Annotated in this window: 24 protein-coding genes; 1 reads left to right on the top strand and 23 read right to left on the bottom strand. The window is 47.9% G+C overall.

Going from position 1 to position 23,362, the window contains the following annotated elements; all coding sequences use genetic code 11:
• Positions 1 to 214: 214 nt before the first annotated feature.
• Positions 215 to 688 (bottom strand): MarR family transcriptional regulator, encoded by a 474-nt coding sequence (locus NST83_RS10005; RefSeq protein ID WP_342417484.1) that lies wholly within the window; start codon positions 686 to 688, stop codon positions 215 to 217.
• 147 nt (positions 689 to 835) lie between these two features.
• Here NST83_RS10005 and NST83_RS10000 point away from each other — a divergent pair, with 147 nt between their 5' ends.
• A complete protein-coding gene (locus NST83_RS10000) occupies positions 836 to 1,264 on the top strand; it encodes an organic hydroperoxide resistance protein (RefSeq protein WP_137062708.1) in 429 nt (142 codons plus the stop codon).
• 387 nt (positions 1,265 to 1,651) lie between these two features.
• On the opposite strand, the gene NST83_RS09995 is transcribed toward NST83_RS10000, so the two are convergent.
• The 22 genes from NST83_RS09995 to fabG all read right to left on the bottom strand — a co-directional run bounded on the left by NST83_RS09995 (position 1,652) and on the right by fabG (position 23,354).
• The gene (locus tag NST83_RS09995; RefSeq protein WP_342417483.1) at positions 1,652 to 3,418 is read right to left on the bottom strand and encodes a YifB family Mg chelatase-like AAA ATPase; all 1,767 of its coding nucleotides are present in this window, start codon (positions 3,416 to 3,418) and stop codon (positions 1,652 to 1,654) included.
• 149 nt (positions 3,419 to 3,567) lie between these two features.
• Positions 3,568 to 4,119: a nitroreductase gene (locus NST83_RS09990; RefSeq protein WP_137062706.1), complete on the bottom strand. Its 552-nt coding sequence runs from the start codon at positions 4,117 to 4,119 to the stop codon at positions 3,568 to 3,570.
• 156 nt (positions 4,120 to 4,275) lie between these two features.
• Complete coding sequence (locus NST83_RS09985; RefSeq protein WP_137062705.1) at positions 4,276 to 4,659, bottom strand: YraN family protein; 384 nt, start codon at positions 4,657 to 4,659, stop codon at positions 4,276 to 4,278.
• Positions 4,659 to 4,958 carry an EscU/YscU/HrcU family type III secretion system export apparatus switch protein gene (locus NST83_RS09980; RefSeq protein WP_342417482.1) on the bottom strand — a complete coding sequence of 100 codons (300 nt, stop codon included), beginning with the start codon at positions 4,956 to 4,958 and terminating at the stop codon, positions 4,659 to 4,661. The genes NST83_RS09985 and NST83_RS09980 overlap by 1 nt, the downstream gene beginning before the upstream one ends.
• Positions 4,955 to 7,075 carry a DNA ligase gene (locus NST83_RS09975; RefSeq protein WP_342417481.1) on the bottom strand — a complete coding sequence of 707 codons (2,121 nt, stop codon included), beginning with the start codon at positions 7,073 to 7,075 and terminating at the stop codon, positions 4,955 to 4,957. Before NST83_RS09975 ends, NST83_RS09980 begins: the two co-directional genes overlap by 4 nt.
• A gap of 214 nt (positions 7,076 to 7,289) precedes the next feature.
• The gene (locus NST83_RS09970; protein WP_342417480.1) at positions 7,290 to 7,937 is read right to left on the bottom strand and encodes a ribonuclease HII; all 648 of its coding nucleotides are present in this window, start codon (positions 7,935 to 7,937) and stop codon (positions 7,290 to 7,292) included.
• 199 nt (positions 7,938 to 8,136) lie between these two features.
• The gene (ylqF, locus tag NST83_RS09965; RefSeq protein ID WP_342417479.1) at positions 8,137 to 8,997 is read right to left on the bottom strand and encodes a ribosome biogenesis GTPase YlqF; all 861 of its coding nucleotides are present in this window, start codon (positions 8,995 to 8,997) and stop codon (positions 8,137 to 8,139) included.
• Between the two features lie 87 nt (positions 8,998 to 9,084).
• Positions 9,085 to 9,708 carry a signal peptidase I gene (gene lepB, locus NST83_RS09960; protein ID WP_342417478.1) on the bottom strand — a complete coding sequence of 208 codons (624 nt, stop codon included), beginning with the start codon at positions 9,706 to 9,708 and terminating at the stop codon, positions 9,085 to 9,087.
• 101 nt (positions 9,709 to 9,809) lie between these two features.
• Complete coding sequence (gene rplS / locus NST83_RS09955) at positions 9,810 to 10,154, bottom strand: 50S ribosomal protein L19 (protein ID WP_010346403.1); 345 nt, start codon at positions 10,152 to 10,154, stop codon at positions 9,810 to 9,812.
• A gap of 243 nt (positions 10,155 to 10,397) precedes the next feature.
• Positions 10,398 to 11,201: a tRNA (guanosine(37)-N1)-methyltransferase TrmD gene (gene trmD / locus NST83_RS09950; RefSeq protein ID WP_342417477.1), complete on the bottom strand. Its 804-nt coding sequence runs from the start codon at positions 11,199 to 11,201 to the stop codon at positions 10,398 to 10,400.
• Positions 11,201 to 11,716, bottom strand: coding sequence for a ribosome maturation factor RimM (gene rimM / locus NST83_RS09945; RefSeq protein ID WP_342417476.1), 516 nt, complete (start codon positions 11,714 to 11,716; stop codon positions 11,201 to 11,203). The genes trmD and rimM overlap by 1 nt, the downstream gene beginning before the upstream one ends.
• 97 nt (positions 11,717 to 11,813) lie before the next feature.
• On the bottom strand, positions 11,814 to 12,044 hold the full coding sequence (locus NST83_RS09940; RefSeq protein WP_013309863.1) for a KH domain-containing protein: 231 nt from the start codon (positions 12,042 to 12,044) through the stop codon (positions 11,814 to 11,816).
• A gap of 23 nt (positions 12,045 to 12,067) precedes the next feature.
• Positions 12,068 to 12,340, bottom strand: a complete 273-nt coding sequence (gene rpsP, locus NST83_RS09935; protein ID WP_342417475.1) for a 30S ribosomal protein S16 — start codon at positions 12,338 to 12,340, stop codon at positions 12,068 to 12,070.
• A 67-nt stretch (positions 12,341 to 12,407) separates the two neighbouring features.
• Complete coding sequence (gene ffh, locus NST83_RS09930) at positions 12,408 to 13,784, bottom strand: signal recognition particle protein (protein WP_342417474.1); 1,377 nt, start codon at positions 13,782 to 13,784, stop codon at positions 12,408 to 12,410.
• Between the two features lie 52 nt (positions 13,785 to 13,836).
• Positions 13,837 to 14,205, bottom strand: a complete 369-nt coding sequence (locus NST83_RS09925; RefSeq protein ID WP_137062697.1) for a putative DNA-binding protein — start codon at positions 14,203 to 14,205, stop codon at positions 13,837 to 13,839.
• A 166-nt stretch (positions 14,206 to 14,371) separates the two neighbouring features.
• Complete coding sequence (locus NST83_RS09920; protein WP_342417473.1) at positions 14,372 to 15,022, bottom strand: hemolysin III family protein; 651 nt, start codon at positions 15,020 to 15,022, stop codon at positions 14,372 to 14,374.
• Between the two features lie 185 nt (positions 15,023 to 15,207).
• The gene (gene ftsY / locus NST83_RS09915; protein ID WP_137062696.1) at positions 15,208 to 16,224 is read right to left on the bottom strand and encodes a signal recognition particle-docking protein FtsY; all 1,017 of its coding nucleotides are present in this window, start codon (positions 16,222 to 16,224) and stop codon (positions 15,208 to 15,210) included.
• 38 nt (positions 16,225 to 16,262) lie between these two features.
• Entirely contained in the window at positions 16,263 to 19,832 is a 3,570-nt protein-coding gene (gene smc / locus NST83_RS09910) for a chromosome segregation protein SMC (protein WP_342417472.1), read from the bottom strand.
• A gap of 259 nt (positions 19,833 to 20,091) precedes the next feature.
• The gene (gene rnc, locus NST83_RS09905; RefSeq protein ID WP_014281046.1) at positions 20,092 to 20,790 is read right to left on the bottom strand and encodes a ribonuclease III; all 699 of its coding nucleotides are present in this window, start codon (positions 20,788 to 20,790) and stop codon (positions 20,092 to 20,094) included.
• 12 nt (positions 20,791 to 20,802) lie between these two features.
• Positions 20,803 to 22,041: a beta-ketoacyl-ACP synthase II gene (gene fabF / locus NST83_RS09900; protein ID WP_137062694.1), complete on the bottom strand. Its 1,239-nt coding sequence runs from the start codon at positions 22,039 to 22,041 to the stop codon at positions 20,803 to 20,805.
• A 220-nt stretch (positions 22,042 to 22,261) separates the two neighbouring features.
• Positions 22,262 to 22,495, bottom strand: a complete 234-nt coding sequence (locus NST83_RS09895) for an acyl carrier protein (protein WP_007429985.1) — start codon at positions 22,493 to 22,495, stop codon at positions 22,262 to 22,264.
• A 109-nt stretch (positions 22,496 to 22,604) separates the two neighbouring features.
• Positions 22,605 to 23,354, bottom strand: coding sequence for a 3-oxoacyl-[acyl-carrier-protein] reductase (gene fabG, locus NST83_RS09890; protein WP_137062693.1), 750 nt, complete (start codon positions 23,352 to 23,354; stop codon positions 22,605 to 22,607).
• Between the last annotated feature and the right edge of the window lie 8 nt (positions 23,355 to 23,362).

The following is a 23,362-nucleotide window of genomic DNA, read 5'->3' as shown; positions in this document are numbered from 1 at the left end:
ACAGTATTTTGATATCATTATCATTCCCAAAATCGAATGCTTGGATATTAATGGATATTTTATTTAGATAGAATACACACAAAAAAAGCACCTCTTCATGTTCGGGATTTATTAAATCCGTATGAGAGGTACTTCAGTTCATCGGGGCATTCTTACATCCAGTTACAGGCGGCTACATAACAACAAGTTTCATATAAGTAACCGGAAATGCCTATTATGATTTTTCAACCTGCACATTCGCTTCATGAACCCGATCCAGCAGATCATTGAACTGATGCAGGAGCGAACCGAAATGATCGTGGGTCATGCTTGTTTTTTCTTGAATACATCCCGGTACAGATAGCGCTTTTTCCCGCAATGTACTCCCTTCTGGAGTCAAGGAGATCAGCACCTTGCGCTCATCCTGAGTCGAACGCTTCCGGTCAATGAGTCCGGCATTCTGCAATCTTTTCAATAACGGGGTCAGTGTGCCTGAGTCCAAATACAGCGCCTCGCCTAATTCCTTCACTGTACATTCCTCGCGCTCCCACAACACAATGAGCACCAAATACTGTGAGTATGTCACACCAAGCTTTTCCAGATAAGGCTGGTATAGCTTCGTAATCTCTCTGGAGCACGCATATATGGCAAAACATAACTGATTATCAAGTTTTAATGCTGTACCTTCATTATGTTTGTTGTTGTCCATCCTGTCAGATCACCTACTTTCGTCATTATTTTATCACATTATATAACAAAAAGCATGCTAATTGCACAAAATACTTTACAAATAATAATTATTTTGATAAATTAAATTGTGTGAAATATAAATTGAGCGAGAGGCAGTGATTGAATTATGATGACCATTCAACAAAAAATGTATGAAACAACAGTAAAAGCAGTTGGAGGACGTAATGGTTATGTCGAGTCTTCTTCTCCTGAACTTCGTTTAAATATTGATACACCCAAAGAAATGGGCGGTGCAGGTGGCGCGGGTACGAACCCGGAGCAATTGTTCGCAGCAGGCTATTCAGCGTGTTTTGACAGTGCCTTGAATATGGTTGCCCGCATGCAGCGTATTAAGCATGAAGGTACCGAAGTAACAGCAACCGTCAATTTCGGTAAAGTTGAAGATGGCGGCTTTGGTATCGGAGTAAACCTTGATGTACTGGTGAAAGGCGTTGACCATGAAACAGCGGTAAAACTGGTTGAAGGCGCACATGAACAGTGTCCTTACTCCCGCGCTACCCGCGGCAATATTGAAGTCAAGCTGAACGTGCTCTAATCCGAATTTTATAAATAAACCTCCGAGCTGTTTCTGGTTCGGAGGTTTTGTTACTTTCAGCTACACTTTCTCAACAAAGGATGGATAGCTGGTTTTTCTTCCATCAAGTAACATGGGGAATGATGCATAATCGTATATACGAAATTGATATACTTATTGTATAATCACGTTGTCATAATCTTTTTTTCTTCTCCAGAACTTAGCGTCTGGAGCTTTTTTTGTCTTACATGAGGATTTTGCAAAAATCCAGTTAGCGACTTCCAATGAACAATTTATAGATCGAAATGGGCTAGTTCGTCTATATATTGCACTTCGGAGCGACTGGAATCGAATTTTGCAAAATCCTTACATAAAAATTATGGACATGGAGTTACTCCCTATACCGCTTTATTCTTCTGAAATATTGGCCTGTGCCCTGTCCATATTCCGATATTGAATGGCTTCAGCTACATGCGACACCATGATCTGCTCTGATTGACCCAAGTCTGCAATAGTGCGTGACAGCTTGAGAATTCGATCATACGCACGCATGCTTAAACCAAGCGCATCCATCGTCTGATCAAGCAGTTCTGCCGCATGGAGTTCTAATACCGCATATTTCCGGAGCATTTGACCGGATAATTCGCTATTCCATGAAAAAGGAAGCTTGTTGTACCTATCGATTTGTATCCTTTGAGCAGCTAACAACACCTGTCTACGCATTTCAGCGGACGACAGTGACTCTTTTTCCTCACGCCAGTCCTTCGGCTGCGATACCTCAAGCTGAAGATCGATCCGGTCCAGTAATGGACCAGAAATACGCGAACGATAGCGAGCTACCACAGAAGATGAACAGGTACAGCGCTGATGTTGCGTATCACTTCCGAAAAAGCCGCAGTGACACGGGTTCATAGAAGCTGCAAGTAAGAAATGTGCCGGGTACTTAAAAACTGCACGTGAACGGCTGATTGTCACATTGCGATCTTCCAACGGCTGCCTCAGCACCTCTAGCACATGACGACTAAACTCAGGCAACTCATCCAGAAATAAAATCCCCCGATGTGCAAGGCTAATTTCTCCCGGCTTGGGAATGCCGCCTCCTCCCACCAGTCCAGCAGCAGAAATCGTATGATGAGGTGAACGGAAGGGGCGAATGTTCATTAAATGAGGCGATGACTCCTTCCACTTCCCGGCGGCGCTGTATATTTTGGTAACCTCCAGTGCCTCTTTTTCGGTCAAGGGCGGCAGAATGGATGGAAGCCGGCGGATTAGCATCGTTTTTCCGGCACCAGGCGGCCCAATAAGGATGATATTGTGCATTCCGGCAGCAGCGATAATTAGGGCTCGTTTGGCGTGTAGCTGGCCCAATACATCGCTATAATCCTCCATAACGTCAATCACATCTTTGACCTCACACATGGGTATCTGATCTGCCTGGGGCAAATGGTCATAAGAATGGATCATAGCCCGCTGCCTAACTGTAATACGCTTGCCTTGGACATAATGCTCGGCTTCATTCGGGATTGCCTTAGGAGCTGGATCCATAGCTTGCTTAATATCTTGACTAATTATTTGATTACCTGTTTGATTAGTTCCCTCATCATCCATTGGATTAGGTAAGTCGTTAGTATTCCGATCTTTTGATTGTCCTTCAATAATGTATTGTGCGTGATCTTTTGCTGGAATAAGATCCATCAGATGACGAACAGCGTAAATACGTATACCCGTGATCAGGCGTGCTTCACCTGCATTTTCCTCAGGAAGCAGCACCGAATGAAATCCTTCTCGCTTGGCCAAATCAACCATAGACAATACCCCGTTCACGGGGCGAATACTGCCGTCCAGCGCTAGTTCACCGATGAATAACGTCCGTTCACCCGCAGGTAAAACGACTTGTTCGCTGGTTGTCAGCAATCCCAAAGCGATTGCAAAGTCAAAGGATGAACCTTCCTTACGTAAATCAGCAGGAGCCAAATTTATGGTTACACGCTGGGAGGGATACTTGAAACCGCAGTTTTTGATCGCTGCTCTTACGCGCTCTACGGCTTCCCGAATTGCTGAATCCGGCAATCCGATAATCGCAGTTTGAGGCAACCCATTCGACAAATCCGTCTCCACCTCAATCAAAACACCGTCTATTCCATAAAGACAAGCTCCATGTAGTTTTCCATACATAACAAAAAACACCTCTCCTCATACTGAAATGTCTCCCCCGGGGAGCATTGCATATATGAAAAAAGGTGCTTCCAAATTTTCATGCGTTGCAAATATAATGTTACATCTTTAATTTCCAAACTGTCTAATCAAGGTTATTCGACAAAAGACTATTTGTCAAATAAGGTCAGCTTATCCACTGCTGGGATACGTGGTCTTGGCTCTGGAATGACTTCAGGATAACCTGCATACACCATTCCGATGACCTTCTCACCAGGCTGGATTCCCAAATGCTTGCGGAATTTCGGCGAATACAGAAAAGGCTTTGTGACCCAGAACGTTCCGATTCCTTTACTCCATGCGGCAAGCATAAAATTTTGTACAAGGGCACTAACTGCTGCAAAATCCTCATCCCAAACTGCCTGACGAGGGTCTTCCTCCAACACAACTAAAAGCTGAATTGGATTGTGCAAAATGCCGCTTTCGAACTTGTTATCCTTGCCCATATCAGCTTCAATAGCTTCAGCGAGCTTTCTCCGCCCGTCGCCGGCAAACAAGAGAAAACGCCATGGCTCGCGCATTTTATGATTGGGGGCCCATACAGCAACGTCCAGCAGTTCTTTAATGGTATCTACCGGAATGGGGTCGGATTTGAACCGTTTAATGGTCCGCCGTTCCTGAATTACATCTATGACATGTTCACTAAAGGTATGCTCTGTCACGTATATCCTCCTTCGCAGGTATAGCTTGTGAATGCTCACTATAACAATATAATCAAAATGATAACCATTCTCAATAAAATATACCTGTAGCATTCCTTCCTGTCAACCTGTACATATGAAATTCGAAATGAGCCTTCAAAAAAATTTACTGTTCTTTTAAAATGCCTCAATTATATGCTCCGTGACGACTGCGGTTTCGTCAATCAATCGTACAGAAATCATATCAAAACGGATTGGAATATCTCTAATCCCGTTCATATGCAAATAAACAGCAGCTGTCTGGCGAACCTGAGTTATTTTACGTGCAGTGATTGATTCTGCGGGCGTTCCATAATTGGAGCTACTTCGGCTGCGTACTTCAATAAACACGAGAGTATCCTCCCGGGAGGCAATCAGATCCATTTCACCACTACGACATCGCCAGTTACGCTCTATGATACGATACCCCAGATTTTCCAAAAACGAAGCCGCTGCCTGTTCACCCAAAGCTCCTTTGGCTTTTCGTTGATCCTTGCTTCCGGTCCTCATATCGTTCCTCATCAGCTATCATCCCTTGGAGCAAGCTTATCCATTTGATATATATAGGTGAGCACCTCTGCCACCAATTGATATAGCTCAGCAGGAATTTGTTCATCCAAGTCAAGCTTGGACAATACCTCAACCAGTGCGGCATCCTCTTGAACGGGAACGCCGTGCTCCTTGGCTTTTTCCAAAATGCTATCCGCAATACGACCACTGCCTTTGGCAACGACGATTGGGGCTTCGCTCTCACCGGGCGTATATTTAAGGGCAACAGCCTTCTTCCTGAAAGGAGAAGGAGCCTCCAACGGCTCTTTCATATTTTAAGATCGACTCCTTTATACGGCTGAGGCACATAGCTCTGTACCTCCGAAAAGACCATACCTTTGCTCTCCTGTTCAGTCCTTACTGGCATCGGCTCGGTTCGAAGCGTTAAAAGCTGATAGCCTATCGATTCCAGCGCCGTATGAATGGATTCACGCCCGCTGGTCAACAGCGAAGCGACCCAATCCTGATCGTTATGGAGCTTGAGGCTCACAATCCGGTCCACGACTTGCACATCCACCAATGTCGGGCCGAGCGCCTTCATGTCCAAGTCAAACCAAAGTCTGCAGTTGGATGCATCCAGCTCTCCGCGTTTACCGCGTCGAGACTGAATCTGAATCGTAGCTGTTTCACGACCATCCGGACCGACAAATGGAATAAACATGTGTACCTGTGCAAAAGGGGCCGTCCGGTCCGTATTCAGCAGTAGCTGCTGACCCGTCAGGTGCTGCACGACCTGCTGCGCCGCCTCTTTCAGCGCGGGCGGCAGGTCATCGCTGCTCATCAATTGGAGCAGCGCTCCTTTCACGGTGTCGGCGTCCGCTGACACCGCACCGCCCGCCGCAGCCGCTAATCCCGGCAGCGGCTGCGCTCCTTCCGGCGGCTCCATACGGGCCGCCGCCGTTCCCTGCGCGGTCTGTGCAGCCGCGCGATGTACCTGCTGCTCGTGCTCTGCACCGAGCAGCTTCAGCACGCGGCCCACCCACGGATCCTCCGTGGGGGTGAGCTGCGTGCTGGACGGCACGGCCGCCGCTGGCTGGGCAGCAGCGGTGTCCGTAGCCCGCTGAGCGCCAGCCGCAAGCTGCGGCGCTTCTGCGGCGGGCTGCTCCGGCGCAGCCGTGCCCAGCGCGGGCGGCACCGCCGCGCGCAGCTCTTGCAGCAGCGTGCGCAGCCGCTGGAGAGGCGCCTCCGGTGTGGCCGAGTTGCCCGCAGCGGCCTGCGGCGCGGCGGTGCGGTCGGCCGCATTGGCGGTTGCAGCGGGCTTCGCCCCGGCAGGCTCTGCCGTTGTCGCCGCTGGAGCGCCGTCGGTACCCTTAGGCTGCTGTGTACCCGCTGTAGCAGCTTGCGGCTGCTCCGCTCCGGCGCGTGAAGCCCTCAATACATCAGCGCCCGATTCAGGCGCATTTACACCAGAATCCGCCACCAGGTCCGAGGCTATAGCTCCACGCCCATTAGCTACAACTGGTTCTCCCGAAACATCCCCTTTAGCTACAGATGCAGCAGTTCCAGTCGGTGCATCCATGTCTGTCGCCGAGGCGCCCGCTTCACCGACTATAGCAGCAAGATTTGCTGCCTGAGTCCCTTTCAGCGTCTCCTTGCCTCCTGCTGCCTGTGCCGCTTCTGACTGCTTTGTAGCAACAGCAGCGGCATCTTTGGACAATACAGGAACTAGGCCTTCTGGTGCATCTGCAACAACAGCTGAAGAAACGCCTGATGGAGCAGAGGACGTTCGATCAGCCCACTTTGCAGCTGTTGCTTCTCCCGCCATACGGTCAGCTGATGCTCCCTGTCCTTGCTGCTTGAATACTGCTTCAAGCTGCTGCTCCAGCGAAGACAAAAGATCATTTAAAGGAGGGCCAAACATCGCCTGTCGCAAACCGTTTATACTTTCCGCCGTCAATGGCAATCCACGTTGAAAGGCAACCGCTGCTGCCTGCACAAACGTCTCCATTTGTAATTTTCCTGGCTGCTTCGCCAAAGCGTCCCGTAAAGAAGCCGCATTTTCCGATGTCAACGGTACGCCATTCTTTTGCATCGCCTGTATCAGTTCCCTGTTCTGCGCTGTATCTGGTAGTCCCACCGAATCCAGTACGTCTGCCAGCGCTACAGTCTTCTGCCCTGTATTGGCTGCATCGTTCAAAGGCTTAAGCACAGTCATCCCGCTGGGTGAGGCTGGCTGGACCTGAAGTAATGTGGACTGGCCAGGTTGAAGAGGGGTTTCCAGCTTGGCTCTGACCTGGGAGCCTTGAATTTGCAACACAGCCTCACCGCCGTCCTCAGACACCTTTAATACGACGCCCCGTACGACTTGACCTGGCTGCATATCGAGCTTTTTAGCCTCTCCCGCCTTCACATCACCAAGTAATCCTCGAAATACAGATCCGATATTCATAGGGTCCCTCCTCTCTTCATGCCCCATATTCAAAGGGGTTTATTTATTAGGTCAGGATTTTGCAAAATTCAATTCCAGCCGCTCCAAAGTAGCAATATATAGACGAACGAAATCATTTCAATCTATATATTGTCGATTACAGGTTGCTTTCCGGATTTTTGCAAAATCCTTAGGTATACATTATATCGGCACAGTCCCGACTCATAATAAGTATTTACAGGTCAAACAACGTCGGTTGCTCGATCAACAAATTACCAAGAAAGCTACGTCTATGCATTGCAGTAGCCCCCAGCGCCAAAATTTGTTCCCGATGCAGCTTGGTAGCGTAACCTTTATGTATGCCAATCCCATATTCCGGGTACTTTGCATCCCATTCACCTTTGCACAGTCGATCACGGGTTACCTTGGCAATGATTGAAGCCGCAGCAATAGATTGGCTGCTCGCATCTCCTTTAATAATAGAAAGCTGGGATATAGGCAAATCCACCTTTTCTGCATCTACAAGTAAATAATCAGGAGATACATGCAGAGCCTCAACAGCCTGCTTCATAGCCAAACGAGCTGCCTGTTTAATATTGATGGCATCAATCGTTTGTGCGTCAACATACCCGATTCCTACGGCAATGGCCTTCTCCATAATCAGCTCATAGTAGGTTTCCCTCTTCTTGTCCGTCAGCTTTTTGGAATCATCTACACCCTCCAGCAGCTCACCTTTCGGCAAAATAACCGCAGCAGCCACAACATCCCCGAACAAGCATCCTCGGCCTACCTCATCAATACCAGCGATGCGTTCATAGGATTGCTTCCAGCGCTCTTTTTCATAGCGCAGCATGTCCGTTGCCGCTACCACTTTTTCTTCCATACTCCTTACCGCCTATCTCTATATATTTTAAGCACTGCACATTTTTATTCAGCTTAACACAGACCTGTCCATCCCAAAACCCCTTTAGTTAACCTACCTTCACATACCAAAAAACCTTCCTCTCTCCGGAGAGATGGGGAAGGTTCTTCCTTGCCAAACTATGCTATGCGGTGTATCCGATAAATCAGGCAGAATCGAATCAGTAAGGAGCTTCCAAACTGAAACGTCCCAGCTTACCTGCACGCAGCTCACGTAAAATGATTTTTGACGACTTTTCGAGATCTACACGTCCACCGCTGACAATACAGCCGCGTTTACGTCCAATCGCTTCCATGACACTAACAATTTCATCGGCATTTTCCGTATCCTCGGGACGTTCAGTCAGCTCAAAACGTGCTGCAAGCTCATCCCAGTAATATTGAACCAAATATTTTGTCGCGAAAAAAGCGATATCCTCAACATTCAAAATTTCTTCCTTGATCGCACCTGTAACCGCCAGACGATAGCCAACATTCTGATCCTCGAATTTGGGCCATAAAATACCCGGTGTATCCAACAGCTCAATTTCACCAATCTTGATCCATTGCTGTGCCTTCGTCACCCCAGGGCGATCGCCCGTAGCTGCAATGCTACGTCCTGCCATACGGTTGATCAGGGTCGATTTACCGACATTTGGTATACCAACAATCAAAGCACGCATAGGACGTGGGTTCATACCTTTAGAAATCTGCCGATCTATCTTTTCCTTAAGCAGCAACCTGGCCTGAACCGGAATTTCTTTCATTCCTGTACCTGTTGTAGCATCCACCTGAAAAGCGATATGCCCCTGCTCCTTAAAGTAGGCAATCCACTGCTGTGATACTACCGGGTCTGCCAAATCTGCCTTATTTAAAATAATCATTCGCGGCTTGCCCTGCAAAATATCATCAATCATTGGATTACGGCTGGAAAGCGGCAAACGAGCATCAATCAGCTCAATTACCAAATCAATCAGCTTTAATTTTGCTTCAATTTGGCGGCGCGCTCTGGTCATATGACCAGGAAACCATTGAATCGTCACCGTCATCACCTCATTGATCGTAACTCCTAACGCTCCCCTTAAGGTTCATCGTTAGGATTACGGCAGCTATGCTGCATATTAGTTGTTCTAGTGGTTAATCCACTTCATATCCTTCACCGGCCAGAAAATAACATCAGCCCGGCCCACGACTTCCTTCAAATCAATATATCCAATCATCCGACTGTCTGTACTGTTGGAACGGTTATCCCCCATCACAAAAATATGCCCTGCCGGAACTTTACCATCCTTAAAGTTTTCATTTGGGAAATTTGTAAACTTGTTGTAAAGCTCACCATTTTGATGCGCTTCCTCCAACGGAGCTTTCAAGTAAGGCTCCTGAATAGGTTTACCATTCACCGTAATCGTGTCACCTTCTACCTTGACCGTGTCGCCCTCAACGGCAATGACGCGCTTAATGAAATCTCTTCCTTCATCCGGCACATGAAACACGATGACCTCTCCCGGTTTGGGGGAACGGAAATCATACAAAATTTCATTTACAATGACACGTTCTCCGGTATGAAAGTTAGGCTGCATCGACGGGCCATCCACAATAAACGGTTTAAAAAGAAACCACCGGATTAAAAAGACAAGCACTAACGCGATAACAATGGCTTTGATCCACTCAAAAATCTCATTTTTCGGTTTACGCTTGGGTGTACCATCCTGATCAGTCGGCTGTATAGCTCCCTGTCCTACTTCTTGCTCCATAGCTCACTGTCCTCTCTTTACGGTCAATAATCCACAGTTCCCTATGTACGTAGAAAAAACGAAAGGAGCTTGTAATCAAGCCCCTTTCGTTATTCGTTGTATTAACGACGAATTTCTTTAATTCTCGCTGCTTTACCGCGCAGTTCACGAAGATAATAAAGCTTCGCACGACGCACTTTACCACGGCGAGCCACGTCGATTTTATCGATTTTTGGGGAATGAAGCGGGAAAGTTCTTTCCACACCTACACCGTAAGAAATTTTACGAACTGTAAAAGTCTCACTGATTCCACCACCACGGCGTTTAATTACAACACCTTCAAACAACTGGATACGCTCACGAGTTCCCTCAATAACTTTCACGTGCACTTTCAAAGTGTCACCAGGACGAAAGTTAGGCAAATCTTTACGCAGTTGTTCTTCAGTGATCGCTTGGACGATATTCATCTATGACTCCCTCCTTCCGTACAGGTGTTCATGCATCTTCTGGAAACACATCCGTTTCCTTCATCATCCACAGAGGACCACCGTATTACACACAACAGATGTATTGTATCATGGAGGATACCGCATTGCAACAAGAAAAAGGGATTTGACCAAACATTATATTTAATTAATTACATTATAAAACAGGTCGGCTCCTCTTTCAAATCCACTCATTGTTAAAACGATCATTACAATCTCCCATGATCAATCCATCTTGCGCTGTTCTTCTATCCATATTCGTTCCTTGCCTGTCAATTCAGCCTGCTCCAGCAGGTCCGGTCGACGTTCCAACGTACGACGCAGCGCCTCCTGTCGTCTCCAGACATCAATATTAACGTGATGTCCTGACAACAGCACCTCTGGTACCTTCCAGCCCCGAAACTCAGCAGGTCTCGTATAATGCGGGTACTCCAGCAGACCCGTACTAAAAGAGTCCGTTATCGCACTCGTTTCATTGCCCAGCACTCCAGGCAGCAATCGTGCCACACTATCTATAACGACCATGGCGGGCAGTTCCCCACCAGTCAACACATAATCTCCGATAGAAAGTTCATCCGTCACCAAATGCTCGCGAATACGCTCATCATAGCCCTCATAATGCCCGCATATAAAAATAAGATGCTCCTCTGTAGCAAGCTCCTCCGCTTTCTTTTGCGTAAAAGTCTCACCTTGCGGACACATCAAAATAATACGCGGAGCTTTCATACCTGCACTCGATTCGGCCTCTTCACCTTGAACAACTTCGTCTGTGTTCCCTAATATGGTTGGACGCTCTGCTTCATCCAGTAGCGCCTCCACCGCAGCGAAAATCGGGTCAGGCTTCAATACCATCCCGCCCCCGCCGCCATAGGGTGTATCATCCACTTGACCGTGCTTGTTCCCGGCATATTGGCGGAAATTAACCGCTTGCAGCGATATGATTCCCTTATCCCTTGCTTTTCCCAGAATGCTTGCATTAAATACACCATCAAACATTTCAGGAAACAGGGTTAGCACATCCACTCGCATTACAGCAGTCCTTCCATCAACCGTACCGTAACCCGTTTTTCAGGCACATTTACATCCAAAATGACATCTTCTATATACGGCAATAGCAGTTCCTTGCCATCGGGCATTGTGACTACCCATACATCGTTCGCTCCTGGTGTCAAAATCTCTTTCACTACACCAAGCTTTTCTCCGTCTTCTGTCACTACTTCCAGGCCAACAACTTCATGAAAATAGAACTCATTTTCCTCTAGTTCGCCTAGCCGTTCAGCGGATACCTTCAATAAGCTGCCTTTATACTTTTCAACATCATTGATGTTGTGATATTCCTTAAATTTGGCTACAACCATATTTTTTTGAAAACGTGCTGTTTCAATAGTTACAGGGATCGGTGCTTTACCATCCGCAGGAATGATTAACAGCTCACTGCCTTTGGCAAAACGATCCTCCGGGAAATCAGTAGTCGTTAATATTTTAAGCTCGCCGCGGATTCCGTGTGTATTCACAATTTTCCCAACATTAAACAATTGCTGCATCGTGTTCCTCCTGCATGTAATCGGTTCCGCTCCATATCATCTTCATCATGTACGAAAAAGGGTTAGGACATACATCCTAACCCACTTTCGTATATCTTTAAGATATGATGTCTACGGTAACCCGTTTATCCATCTTAACGGCTGCTGATGCAACCACAGTGCGAAGCGCCTTGGCGATACGACCCTGCTTGCCAATGATTTTACCTACATCCTCAGGATGCACGCTAAGCTCATATACGACAAGCCGATCCTTCTCCAAGGTCTTCACGGTTACATCTTCCGGATGATCGACTAAAGCCTTAGCAATGATTATTACTAATTCTTCCATGGTTGACCCTCCGTATCAGCACCTTATTTCTGTTGTTTAAGCTCATGGAACTTTTTCAGTACGCCCGCTTTGCTAAGCAAGTTGCGGACTGTATCAGATGCTTGTGCACCATCTTGCAACCATTTCAACGCTTTATCTTCATCAATTTTTACAACTGCTGGTACTGTAATAGGGTTGTAATAACCGATTTCTTCGATAAAACGACCGTCACGCGGGGAACGGGAATCCGATACCACGACGCGATAGAAAGGAGCTTTATGTGCACCCATACGTTTCAGACGAATACGAACTGCCACGAAAATTCACCTCCTTCAAAAAGTAGACTGTATATTGTTATCCCATAATTCCAATGGCCTATTGGCCTTAACGGAAAGGAAACTTCAACCCTTTACCCATACCCTTCAACTGCTTCAGGGCTTTGTTTTTGCCACCCTTGGGTCCCATCATATCTGAGAATTGCTTCATCATGCGCCGCATTTCATCAAATTGCTTGATCAAGCGGTTTACCTCAGCAAGTGATGTTCCACTGCCTACAGCAATCCGTTTGCGACGGCTATGATTAATCATGTCCGGGTTTTGCTTTTCTTGTGTGGTCATGGAATGAACGATAGCCTCAATCCGGCCCATCTGCTTGTCATCCACTTTGACGTCTTTCATTTGCTTCATGTTGCCCATGCCGGGAATCATATCGAGAATCTGGTCGATCGGGCCAAGCTTTTTAACTTGATCCATCTGCTCTAGAAAATCTTCGAAGGTAAATTCAGCATTGCGCATTTTCCGTTCCATTTCCTTCGCCTTATCAGCGTCGATATTGGATTGCGCTTTTTCAATCAGGGACAACATGTCGCCCATACCCAAAATCCGTGAAGCCATTCGTTCCGGATGAAACGGCTCCATCGCATCCAGCTTTTCACCCAATGAAGCGAACTTGATCGGGCATCCGGTCACAGCCTTAACCGACAAGGCCGCACCACCGCGGGTATCGCCGTCCAGCTTCGTTAGTACAACCCCTGTTAACTCCAAGCTAGTGTTAAAGTGCTCCGCGACGTTTACCGCATCCTGACCTGTCATGCTGTCAACAACCAGCAGAACTTCGTCAGGATTCACATTCGCATGAATCTGGCGCAACTCTTCCATTAGCTCTTCATCCACGTGAAGACGACCGGCAGTATCTATAATAACGTAGTCATTACCGTTATCCTTGGCATGCTGTAAGCCCTGCTTTGCAATCTCCACCGGGCTTGTCTGATCACCAAGCGTAAATACAGGAGCGTTGATCTGCTCACCAAGTACCTGTAGCTGCTTGATCGCAGCCGGTCTATATATATCACCAGCTACAAGCAATGGGCGATGATTTTGCTTTTGCAGCAACTTCGCCAGCTTACCGGATGTCGTCGTCTTACCTGCGCCCTGGAGACCCACCATCATAATGACCGTAGGCGGTTTGTTTGCCTTGGCAAGCTTGGCTTGACTGCCACCCATCAACTCGGTCAGTTCCTTGTTCACGATGTCGATGATTACCATACCTGGTGTAAAGCTGTCCATCACTTCCTTGCCAACGGATTTCTCCTTCACCTTGGCAATAAAGTCCTTTACAACCTTGAAGTTAACGTCCGCCTCCAGCAAAGCTAATCGTACTTCGCGCATCGCCTGAGCTACATCATCCTCAGACACTTTTCCTTTGCCGCGCAGTTTGCTAAATACATTTTGCAAGCGGGTCGATAATCCTTCAAATGCCATGTTTTCGCACCTCCTTGTCTACCAGGGTTGTTTATTCACTAATCTATATGACCTACAATTCCTGCAGGCGATTTACAATTTGATGAATATGTTGCAAAGTGCCTTCATCGGGTTCACCGATTTTACCGAAGGTCTCATACAACGCCGTATTTAGTTCTTCCAGGTCTCGGCTTCTGCGCTCGTGTTTATGGAGCAATCCGAGCTTTTCCTCATACATTTCCAGCACCTGCTCGGCACGTTTAATATGCTCATACACGGCCTGACGGCTAATTTCAAATTCCGAAGCAATTTCTCCCAGAGAAAAATCGTCATGGAAGTAATATTTCAAAAACATCTGTTGCTTCTCCGTAAGCAGAGGTTCATAAAAGTCAAACAGTCGGTTAATCCGGTTTGTCTTTTCCAGCCGATTCTCCTGACTCATCGCATATACCTCCATCGTCAAGGAAAAACACTTTACAGTTCTTTTCAACGATCCTTATCATACATAAAAGAAAAGAAGATGTCAAGCGGTATCCCTTGTCAACCAAAAAAAAGCCGATCCACTGCCCTTAAACGGAAGTACGAATCGGTTTTTTGCCTACTAGGGTTTAAACTCTTACCGGAGTAAGGTACAGCAGTACAGCCAGAAAATGAAGTATGCTGCCTGCCAGAACAAACAGATGCCAGATTGCGTGATGATACGGAAACGCCCGCCACACATAGAAGATTGTGCCCAATGTATACATTAGACCACCCACGAACAATAGCGTCATGCCTCCGGCGGGAACAGTTGCCACCAGCGGGTTCCAGGCAATGATGATGAGCCAGCCCATCACGATGTAAAACACAGTAGACATGAACAGGAAACGCTTGGTGAAGAATGCCTTGAACAGCACACCCAACAGGGCGATTCCCCAAATAACGCCAAACAGCGTCCAGCCCAAAGTCCCGCGCAGTGCAACCAGCATAAACGGGGTGTAGCTGCCTGCAATGAACAGGTAAATGCAAGAATGATCGAATATTTCGAACAAATCCTTCAATTTTCCTTCGCGCAGACTATGAAGCAACGTGGAGTTGGTGTATAACAGCAGCATCGTAATTCCGTAAATCGTGAAACTGACGACATGCCAAGTGGTCCCTTTCAAGCTTGCAAAAACAATGAGCAGCACAAGTGCTGCCACACTTAAAACGGCTCCAATTCCATGTGTGATCGCATTGGCTATTTCTTCCCGGCGGGAATAAGTATAGGTGTTCGCCATTGGTTCTTCACCCGGCTTCCTGTGAAATATTTTTTACATCCAAAAAATTCATATCCGGCGCCGACAGATCCTTTTCTTTCATTATACATCCCTGTGATCTCACGCATCAACCGGATCATACTTAGCCCCAGACCTGACAGGTCTTAAGATCAAAAAAGCCTTGTCCAACCTTACAACAAATCTGATTAAGCCTGTTCTTCCTCACCCGGAGCGGTTTCATCTATGCCTTCTTCCTGAATCAAACCAGCGAACAACGCGTGAACGAATTGCTCGGAATCAAATGGCTGGAGATCATTCACTTTTTCACCCAATCCCACCAGCTTCACCGGCAAATTCAGCTCTTGGCGAATCGCCACGACAATGCCGCCCTTCGCTGTACCATCCAGCTTCGTCAGTACCAGCCCGGTTACGCCGCTTTTCTCACCAAACATTTTGGCTTGATTGAGCGCATTTTGTCCAGTCGTCGCATCAAGTACCAGCAATACTTCATGAGGAGCATCTGGAATTTCGCGCTGGATCACGCGGAAAATCTTGTTCAGCTCCTCCATCAGATTGCTTTTATTCTGGAGACGTCCTGCGGTATCACACAGTAGCACATCCACCTGACGCTGCTTGGCAGCCTGTACCGCATCAAACATAACCGCGGCTGGATCAGAGCCGGATTGCTGCTTAATGACCTCTACACCAGCCCGTTCACCCCATACCTCCAGCTGCTCAATTGCGCCAGCACGGAACGTATCCCCGGCAGCCAGCAGCACTTTTTTACCCTCTTGTTTAAAGCGATGGGCCAGCTTACCAATGGTAGTTGTTTTGCCAACACCGTTGACGCCAACAAACAGGATAACCGTAATCCCGTCAGAGCTCATCTGGAGTTGGCTGTTGTCATTGCCCCGCAGTAGCTCAGACAGCTTTTCCGATAATACAGGCTGTAGCTCGGATGCATCCTCGATTTTGCGTTTTTTCACTTCTACCCGAAGGTCTTCAATGAGGTTCATAACTGTGTTGACGCCAACATCGGCACCAATCAGAATCTCTTCCAGCTCCTCATAAAACTCCTCATCAATCTTCTTGCGGCGAATCATCAGATCCGATACCTTTTCAACAAACCCTTTGCGTGTTTTTTCCAGACCGTCCTTGAACTGTTTGGTGACGGACTCGGTTTTGCTTGCAATGCTTTCCTTCAATTTCCTAAAGAAACTCATAGGTTCCCTCCGTTGATCTGAAAGTATGTTATTTTATGTCAGGCAATCTCGGCTTCATCGTTGTCCAGCTTGACGGATACGAGCTTGGAAACTCCGCCTTCCTCCATCGTAACCCCATATAGCACATCAGCTTCCTCCATCGTTCCCTTGCGATGTGTAACTACAATGAACTGCGTCTGCTCGGAGAACTCTCGTAAATATTGGGCAAAACGCACCACATTAGCTTCATCCAGAGCGGCCTCCACTTCATCCAGCACACAGAATGGGACAGGCTTGACATGTAAAATGGCAAACAATAGCGCCATCGCCGTTAACGCCCGCTCGCCTCCTGACAGTAGTTGCAGGTTTTGCAGCTTTTTGCCTGGCGGTTGAGCCACAATATCAATTCCCGTCTCTAGCATGCGTTCCGGGTCAATGAGCACCAGATCAGCACGTCCGCCCCCGAACAGCTTGGAGAACACCGTACCAAATTCGCGCCGGATGGCATCGAACGTGGCTTTGAAGCGTTTGGACATTTCATCGTCCATTTCACGAATAACCTGATAGAGTGTTGTCTTGGCTTCCACAAGATCAGACTTCTGCTCATCCAGAAACGTATAACGCTCATGCACGCGCTGGTATTCCTCAATGGCCCCCAGGTTTACTTCACCCAGCGCAGATATACCGCGTTTGAGCCTTTGTACCTCAGCCTGCGTACCTTCGATATCTTCCGGTATCGGATAACGCTGCTTGGCCAGCTCATAGCTCAGTTCATAGTCATCACTTAATTTTTTCAGGACATTCTCCAGCTCTACATCAAGCCGATTCACTCCGATTTCGGTCTGACGGAGCTGTTCCTCGACCGACTTGAGCTGAATACGCTGCTCTTTCGTCTCGTTTTCGGCCACTTCCAGCTTTTTGGACAAGCTGTTGCGTGCAGCACGCTTAAATTCCAATTGCTGCGAAGCCTCTGCCTTTTTAAGCCGATATTGATTGAGATTTTCAATTTGCTTCACGCTTTCCTGCTCATTGGTCAGCAGATCAGCTTCGATGGAAGCAAGTAAGGTCTTGTTCTGTCTCGAATCCTTGCCAAGGGTATCATAATCGCCCCGTAATCTACGCAGTTGCTCTTCCAGTGAAAAACGCTCCTGATCCAGCTTTCCTTCTCTTACCTTGAGATTCGTAAGCTCTCCCTGTAGCTGCTCTTTGGCAGATTCGTTAGCCTTACGGGCAAATTCAGCGGCATGGATAGCCTGGTGGGTTTTCTTCTCTTCTTCCTCCAACGCAGCTAATTTCAGCAACGCCTCTTCACGGGAAGCTTCCAACTCCTTGATCTCCTGATCAAAGCCCTTCTTCTCCTGGCCAGATGCAGCCACCTGCTCCAGAACATGACGAAGCTCATGCTCCAATTGCTTGAGCTCCATTGCTGCCTGCTGCTCTTCGCCGCGCTTCACATCGCCGCCCTGACGCAGCTCGTCCAAACGGGTCTGTGTCTCTTCCAACTGACGTTTTATATCTACCGTGCTCTGACGCAGCCTTGCAATTTGTTGCTCCGTATCGATAATATCCTGATCCAGCTGATCCAACTGACGTTTACGTCCAAGCAGGTTGGCATTTTTCTTGAATTGGCTACCACCTGTCATGGAACCACCTGCATTGACAACATCGCCTTCCAGCGTCACGACGCGATATCTATATTGACAACGAGCCGCAATACGGTTCGCATCTTCCAGCGTACGGGCAATAACCACATTTCCCAGAAGGCTGCCTACAATGCCAGCATACCGTTCATCATACTGAACAAGATCCGCACCGATTCCGACAAAACCCTCGGCCCCTTCCACGATTTGGCGTTCACCCGCCCCAATTTGACGCGGACGGATAACATCCATAGGCAAAAATGTCGCTCTGCCCAGCTGACGTTGCTTCAAAAAGCTGATCGCCTGTCTGGACACCGATTCATTTTCCATCACGATATGCTGCACCGAGGCACCTAGAGCCGTTTCCATCGCCTGCTCCAGATGCTCAGGTACACGGATCAGCTCTGCTACGGCCCCATGCACACCATGTAGGGTTTCTTTACGGGCCGCTTTCAATACTTCTTTAACACCCAGCATAAAGCCGTCGAAGTCATCCTGCATTTCCTTCATCGTATCTCGCCGTGAAATTTGGGCCTCTCGTTTTTGCTCCCATTTGCGGACAGTGCCCTGACTTTCTTCCAGCAGCTTTTGCAGTGACTGGTATTTTTCGCTCCCCTGAATATATCCGCTACGCAAACTGCTGATTTCCTGACCCAGTTTCTGCACAGCCGCTTCCAAACCCTTTTTACGCTGTTCCAGTTCAGCTTGCTGGGCTTCCCATTTACCGGATTCGTCACTTACACGAGTCACCCGCCGTTCTAACGCTTCCTTCTGCTGGTCGGTATAACGGATTTCGTTACGTGCCTGTGCCATCTGATTCATCAGCTCCAGCAGTCCGCCCTTCAGGCTTTCCTCCTGCTCCTGACTGATTCCACCTGTGACACCAATCAGCTTCGCCTCTTCGTCAGATAGCCGTTCACGCAGCTCATCAAGCTCGACGGTCAACGCAGATAGTTTTTCGTTTAGTAGATCCAGCTCACTTTTACGCTCGGAATGACGTGATTCGCTCGTGCTGAGTGATAAAATGAGCTGCTCCCGATTTGCCTCCAGATTGCGTGTGCGCTCTTTCAACAGTTCGCCGTAGCCTTCGCTCTTTTCCGTAGCTTCACTGTACTGCAACAGATCACTTTGCAGACGTTCCACTTGCTCCTCCAGCTGACGTAGCTCGTTGCGATCACTCTCCAGCATCGCGTCATGACGGGACACCACCGTAGACAGCTGTAGCTGCTCCTGCTGCAACAAAGCCAGCTTGGAAGTCGCATCGCTCCACGAGGTATGAATCTGTTCAATCTGATGGACATACATCGAAATTTCCTTTGATTTCAGCTCACCCCGCAGCTCCTTATAGTGGATCGCCTTTTCCGATTGCTCCTTGAGCGGTCCGATCTGATCCTCCAGCTCACTGACCAAATCATGAATACGAAGCAAATTTTGCTCCGTGTCATCCAACTTGCGAACTGCATCTTTTTTACGTGATTTGTATTTCACGATACCTGACGCTTCCTCAAAAATCCCCCGGCGGTCCTCGGAACGAGTGCTCAAGATCTCTTCAATGCGCCCCTGTCCTATAATGGAATAAGCTTCTTTACCAATACCTGTATCCATAAAAAGCTCAGTAATGTCTCGGAGTCTGCATGATTGTCGGTTAATGAAATATTCACTATCTCCACTGCGATGCACACGCCGTGTAACCGTGACTTCGCCAAAATCAAGAGGCAACGCCTGATCCTCATTATCCAGCGTAAGCGACACCTCGCCGTAATTAACAGCCTTACGAGCATCACTACCCGCAAAAATAATGTCCTCCATTTTACCGCCGCGCAGTGATTTGGCGCTCTGTTCACCCAGCACCCAGCGAATACCGTCGGATATATTACTTTTTCCGCTTCCGTTAGGTCCGACGACCGCTGTAATGCCGCGGACAAATTCCATCTCCGTTTTATCTGCAAACGATTTGAAGCCCGCCAGCTCAATGCGCTTTAAAAACATACTCAATCTCACCTCTAACATTTAAATATGCTTGTACAACACCGTTTACCCGATTAACAAGAATCATCCCTATTGTAGCACAAGACTACCCCGGATAAAGCGCGGCAAAGACATACAAAGCTACAGTAGCAAAGCCACGAAAAAAGAGCAAAACGCAGTCCATTCGCCATTTGCGGGCCGGGACTCCCCCGCGGACTGCCCTTTGCTCTTACTTTGTGTCCCCTGCTCGTGTAACCCGTCCGGGCCGCTCAGGTACCAACTACGATTCTGCCAGCTTCAAACGGTTTAAGGCCACTGCCGCCGCCTGCTGCTCAGCTTCTTTTTTGGAGCGTCCTGTACCTGTACCCAGTCGTTCGCTGTCCATATACACCTCAGCTACAAACTCGCGCTCATGGGCAGGTCCGCGTTCCTCCACAATCTTGTATTCAAGCATCCCCATGTTATGATGCTGCGTCAGTTCCTGAAGCTCTGTTTTGAAATCACTCATCTGAAGCTTACCATTTAACACGATTTGAGGAAAAATATAACGTTCCAGAAACGACCGGACGGCATCCAGACCCTGATCCAAATAAAGCGCGCCTACGAACGCTTCGAATACATCGGCCAACAGAGCAGGACGAGTACGCCCGCCTGTCAGCTCTTCACCTTTGCCAAGCAGTACATATTGCCCGAACTCAAGTCCGACAGCAAATTTCACCAGAGAAGGCTCACAGACAATGGCTGCACGCAGCTTGGTGAGCTCGCCTTCCGGCCGGTTAGGGTACTGATTGTACAATTGCTCGGATACGGTCAGCTCCAGAACTGCGTCGCCTAAAAATTCAAGCCGCTCATTGTCTGCATGCTGACTAAACCGATGTTCGTTTACGTAGGAAGCGTGCGTAAAGGCCTGCTTCAGAAGCTGCCGGTTGTTGAATTGAATATGAAGTTTCTGCTGTAATTGCTTCAAGTCTCCACTCAACGAACTGACCCCTTACGCTTCATATTTTTTTAGAATAACCGTAGCATTGTGACCGCCAAAACCAAAGGAATTGGACATCACGACATTCAGTTTCGCTTTTCTCGGCTCGTTAGGTACATAATCGAGATCGCAAGCCGGATCCTGATTATCCAGATTGATCGTCGGCGGAATGATCTGATGCTGGAGAGCCAATCCGCAGATCACGGCTTCAACACCTCCGGCTGCACCCAACAAGTGCCCTGTCATTGACTTGGTTGAGCTAATCGCAACTTTATAGGCGTGCTCTCCAAGCGTTTTCTTAACCGCTTCTGTTTCCGATTTATCACCAACTGGCGTAGATGTACCATGCGCATTGATATAATCAATATCTTCGGGATTCAACCCTGCGTCGCGGATCGCCATTTTAATACAGCGTGCTGCACCTTCCGGATCTGGCTCTGTCATATGATGTGCATCGCCTGACAGACCATAGCCGATCACTTCGCCGTAAATGCGTGCGCCACGCTTCAAAGCGTGCTCCAATGATTCCAGGATCAGAACACCGGAGCCTTCACCCATAACAAATCCGTCTCTGTCTATATCAAAAGGACGGCTTGCCTTCTCAGGCTCATCGTTACGAGTGGACATCGCCCGCATCGAACAAAAGCCAGCCATTCCGATCGGACGAATCGTTGCCTCGGCACCACCGCAAATCATAGCGTCAGCATCACCACGTTGAATCATGCGGAACGAATCGCCTATCGCATGACTACCTGTTGCACAAGCCGTAACTGGTGATGTATTCGGTCCTTTAGCGCCGAGTGAAATCGACACTTGACCGGAACCCATATTAGCAATCATCATCGGGATAAAGAAAGGGCTTACGCGTTTAGGTCCTTTTTCAATCAGCGCATTGTGCTGATCCTCCCAGGTACCCAATCCGCCAATACCGGAACCAACAGATACACCAACACGCTCGGCATCGGCGTTCTCTCCGATTACGAGTCCGCTATCCTTGAGTGCCAATTTACTGGCGGCAACGGCGAATTGTACAAAACGGTCCATTTTACGGGCATCCTTGCGCTCTATATAATCCTCAGGATTAAAATCCTTAATAGAAGCGGCAATTTTCGTTGTATATTCACTGGTATCGAAAGCTTCGATTTCACTGACGCCAGATTTTCCAGCCATCAGATTATCCCATAGTGTGTTCAAATCCTGTCCCAGCGAAGTGATTACACCCATTCCTGTTATGACAACACGTTGTTTCAAAGATAATCACCTCTATGTCTACTGCATATTGTATTTCAAGGCCATACGCTCTTGTGTGCAAAAATAATATAGAATCAACTAAAGTTAGTAATGCCGCATACTCCAGCCTTGACTAAGTCATGCCAAGCTCAAGAACACGCGGCAATTCCGTCTTTAGTTCAATCTGTATGATTAGGAGAAAGTCCCGCCTGTAACAGAACGGGACTTTTGTTGACTTGAATTAGGTATGAGATTGTATGTACTTTACAACTTCACCTACGGTTGTAATTTTCTCTGCATCTTCATCAGAGATTTCCATATCAAACTCATCTTCCAATTCCATAACCAATTCAACTACATCGAGAGAATCAGCGCCTAAATCATCTTTGAAAGATGCTTCAAGTGTAACTTCGGCTTCGTCGGCTCCCAAACGGTCAACGACAATGCGTTTTACGCGCTCCAATACGTCGGACATCCGGCTCACCTCCTCCTTAGGTATTATACGAAAATTACAATTAAAATGCCATAGAAGAGAGTTTTCAATCACTACTCTTCTTCCGGGCATGAGGATTAGCAACATGTAGCTACATGTACATGCCGCCATCCACATGCAAAGTCTGGCCCGTCATGTATGAGGAAGCATCAGAGGCCAAAAATAGCACCACATCCGCAATTTCCTCAGGCCGTCCGAGACGGGCCAGCGGAATACCGCTGAGCATATTGTCACGCAAATCATCAGCAAGCACCTGTGTCATTTCGGTATCAATAAATCCCGGGGCTACGCAGTTGACTGTAATACCTCTCGAAGCAAGTTCTCTTGCAGACGATTTGGTAAGGCCGATCACTCCTGCTTTGGCAGCCACATAGTTGGCTTGTCCTGCATTGCCGAGTACACCGACAACGGAAGAAATATTGATGATCCGACCGGAGCGCTGCTTCATCATCGGACGAGTCGCTGCCTTGAGGCAATTAAACACACCTTTCAGATTCGTTTCGATCACCTGATCGAACTCCTCTTCCTTCATACGCATGATTAAATTATCTCTTGTTATTCCGGCATTATTCACCAGAATATCGATCTGGCCCCAAGCGCCGATCACATCCTTGATTAACCGATCTGCCTCGTCGGCGCGACCGACATTAGCCTGGACCATAATAGCTTCTACGCCTTTGGCACGAATTTGCTCCGCAACCTCTGCCGCAGCCGCTTCACTACCAGCGTAGTTTACCGCTACATTAGCGCCCGCTTCAGCCAACGCCAATGCAATACTGCGACCGATCCCCCGTGACGCCCCTGTAACGAGCGCCGTTTTGCCACTTAATGGCTTAGACATGATCCTAC

Source organism: Paenibacillus sp. FSL R10-2782, from assembly GCF_038592985.1.
Taxonomy (GTDB): domain Bacteria; phylum Bacillota; class Bacilli; order Paenibacillales; family Paenibacillaceae; genus Paenibacillus; species Paenibacillus terrae_C.
The sequence above is the reverse complement of the archived record's forward strand: the minus strand, read 5'-3'. Positions and strand labels throughout refer to the sequence as shown.

What these genes read in the sequence shown, in the direction of transcription:
- smc (WP_342417472.1), bottom strand. Translation starts at nt 19,832, where the DNA reads ATGTTTTTAAAGCGCATTGAGCTGGCGGGCTTCAAATCGTTTGCAGAT.
- NST83_RS09985 (WP_137062705.1), bottom strand. Translation starts at nt 4,659, where the DNA reads ATGAGGAACGATATGAGGACCGGAAGCAAGGATCAACGAAAAGCCAAA.
- trmD (WP_342417477.1), bottom strand. Translation starts at nt 11,201, where the DNA reads ATGCGAGTGGATGTGCTAACCCTGTTTCCTGAAATGTTTGATGGTGTA.
- NST83_RS10005 (WP_342417484.1), bottom strand. Translation starts at nt 688, where the DNA reads ATGGACAACAACAAACATAATGAAGGTACAGCATTAAAACTTGATAAT.
- ffh (WP_342417474.1), bottom strand. Translation starts at nt 13,784, where the DNA reads ATGGCATTTGAAGGATTATCGACCCGCTTGCAAAATGTATTTAGCAAA.
- NST83_RS09975 (WP_342417481.1), bottom strand. Translation starts at nt 7,075, where the DNA reads ATGAATATCGGATCTGTATTTCGAGGATTACTTGGTGATGTGAAGGCG.
- NST83_RS09980 (WP_342417482.1), bottom strand. Translation starts at nt 4,958, where the DNA reads ATGAAAGAGCCGTTGGAGGCTCCTTCTCCTTTCAGGAAGAAGGCTGTT.
- fabG (WP_137062693.1), bottom strand. Translation starts at nt 23,354, where the DNA reads ATGTCTAAGCCATTAAGTGGCAAAACGGCGCTCGTTACAGGGGCGTCA.
- NST83_RS09925 (WP_137062697.1), bottom strand. Translation starts at nt 14,205, where the DNA reads ATGAGTCAGGAGAATCGGCTGGAAAAGACAAACCGGATTAACCGACTG.
- NST83_RS09940 (WP_013309863.1), bottom strand. Translation starts at nt 12,044, where the DNA reads ATGGAAGAATTAGTAATAATCATTGCTAAGGCTTTAGTCGATCATCCG.
- NST83_RS09920 (WP_342417473.1), bottom strand. Translation starts at nt 15,022, where the DNA reads ATGGCGAACACCTATACTTATTCCCGCCGGGAAGAAATAGCCAATGCG.
- rimM (WP_342417476.1), bottom strand. Translation starts at nt 11,716, where the DNA reads ATGCAGCAATTGTTTAATGTTGGGAAAATTGTGAATACACACGGAATC.
- NST83_RS09970 (WP_342417480.1), bottom strand. Translation starts at nt 7,937, where the DNA reads ATGGAAGAAAAAGTGGTAGCGGCAACGGACATGCTGCGCTATGAAAAA.
- ftsY (WP_137062696.1), bottom strand. Translation starts at nt 16,224, where the DNA reads ATGAGTTTCTTTAGGAAATTGAAGGAAAGCATTGCAAGCAAAACCGAG.
- rplS (WP_010346403.1), bottom strand. Translation starts at nt 10,154, where the DNA reads ATGAATATCGTCCAAGCGATCACTGAAGAACAACTGCGTAAAGATTTG.
- NST83_RS10000 (WP_137062708.1), top strand. Translation starts at nt 836, where the DNA reads ATGATGACCATTCAACAAAAAATGTATGAAACAACAGTAAAAGCAGTT.
- NST83_RS09895 (WP_007429985.1), bottom strand. Translation starts at nt 22,495, where the DNA reads ATGTCCGACGTATTGGAGCGCGTAAAACGCATTGTCGTTGACCGTTTG.
- lepB (WP_342417478.1), bottom strand. Translation starts at nt 9,708, where the DNA reads ATGGAGCAAGAAGTAGGACAGGGAGCTATACAGCCGACTGATCAGGAT.
- NST83_RS09995 (WP_342417483.1), bottom strand. Translation starts at nt 3,418, where the DNA reads ATGTATGGAAAACTACATGGAGCTTGTCTTTATGGAATAGACGGTGTT.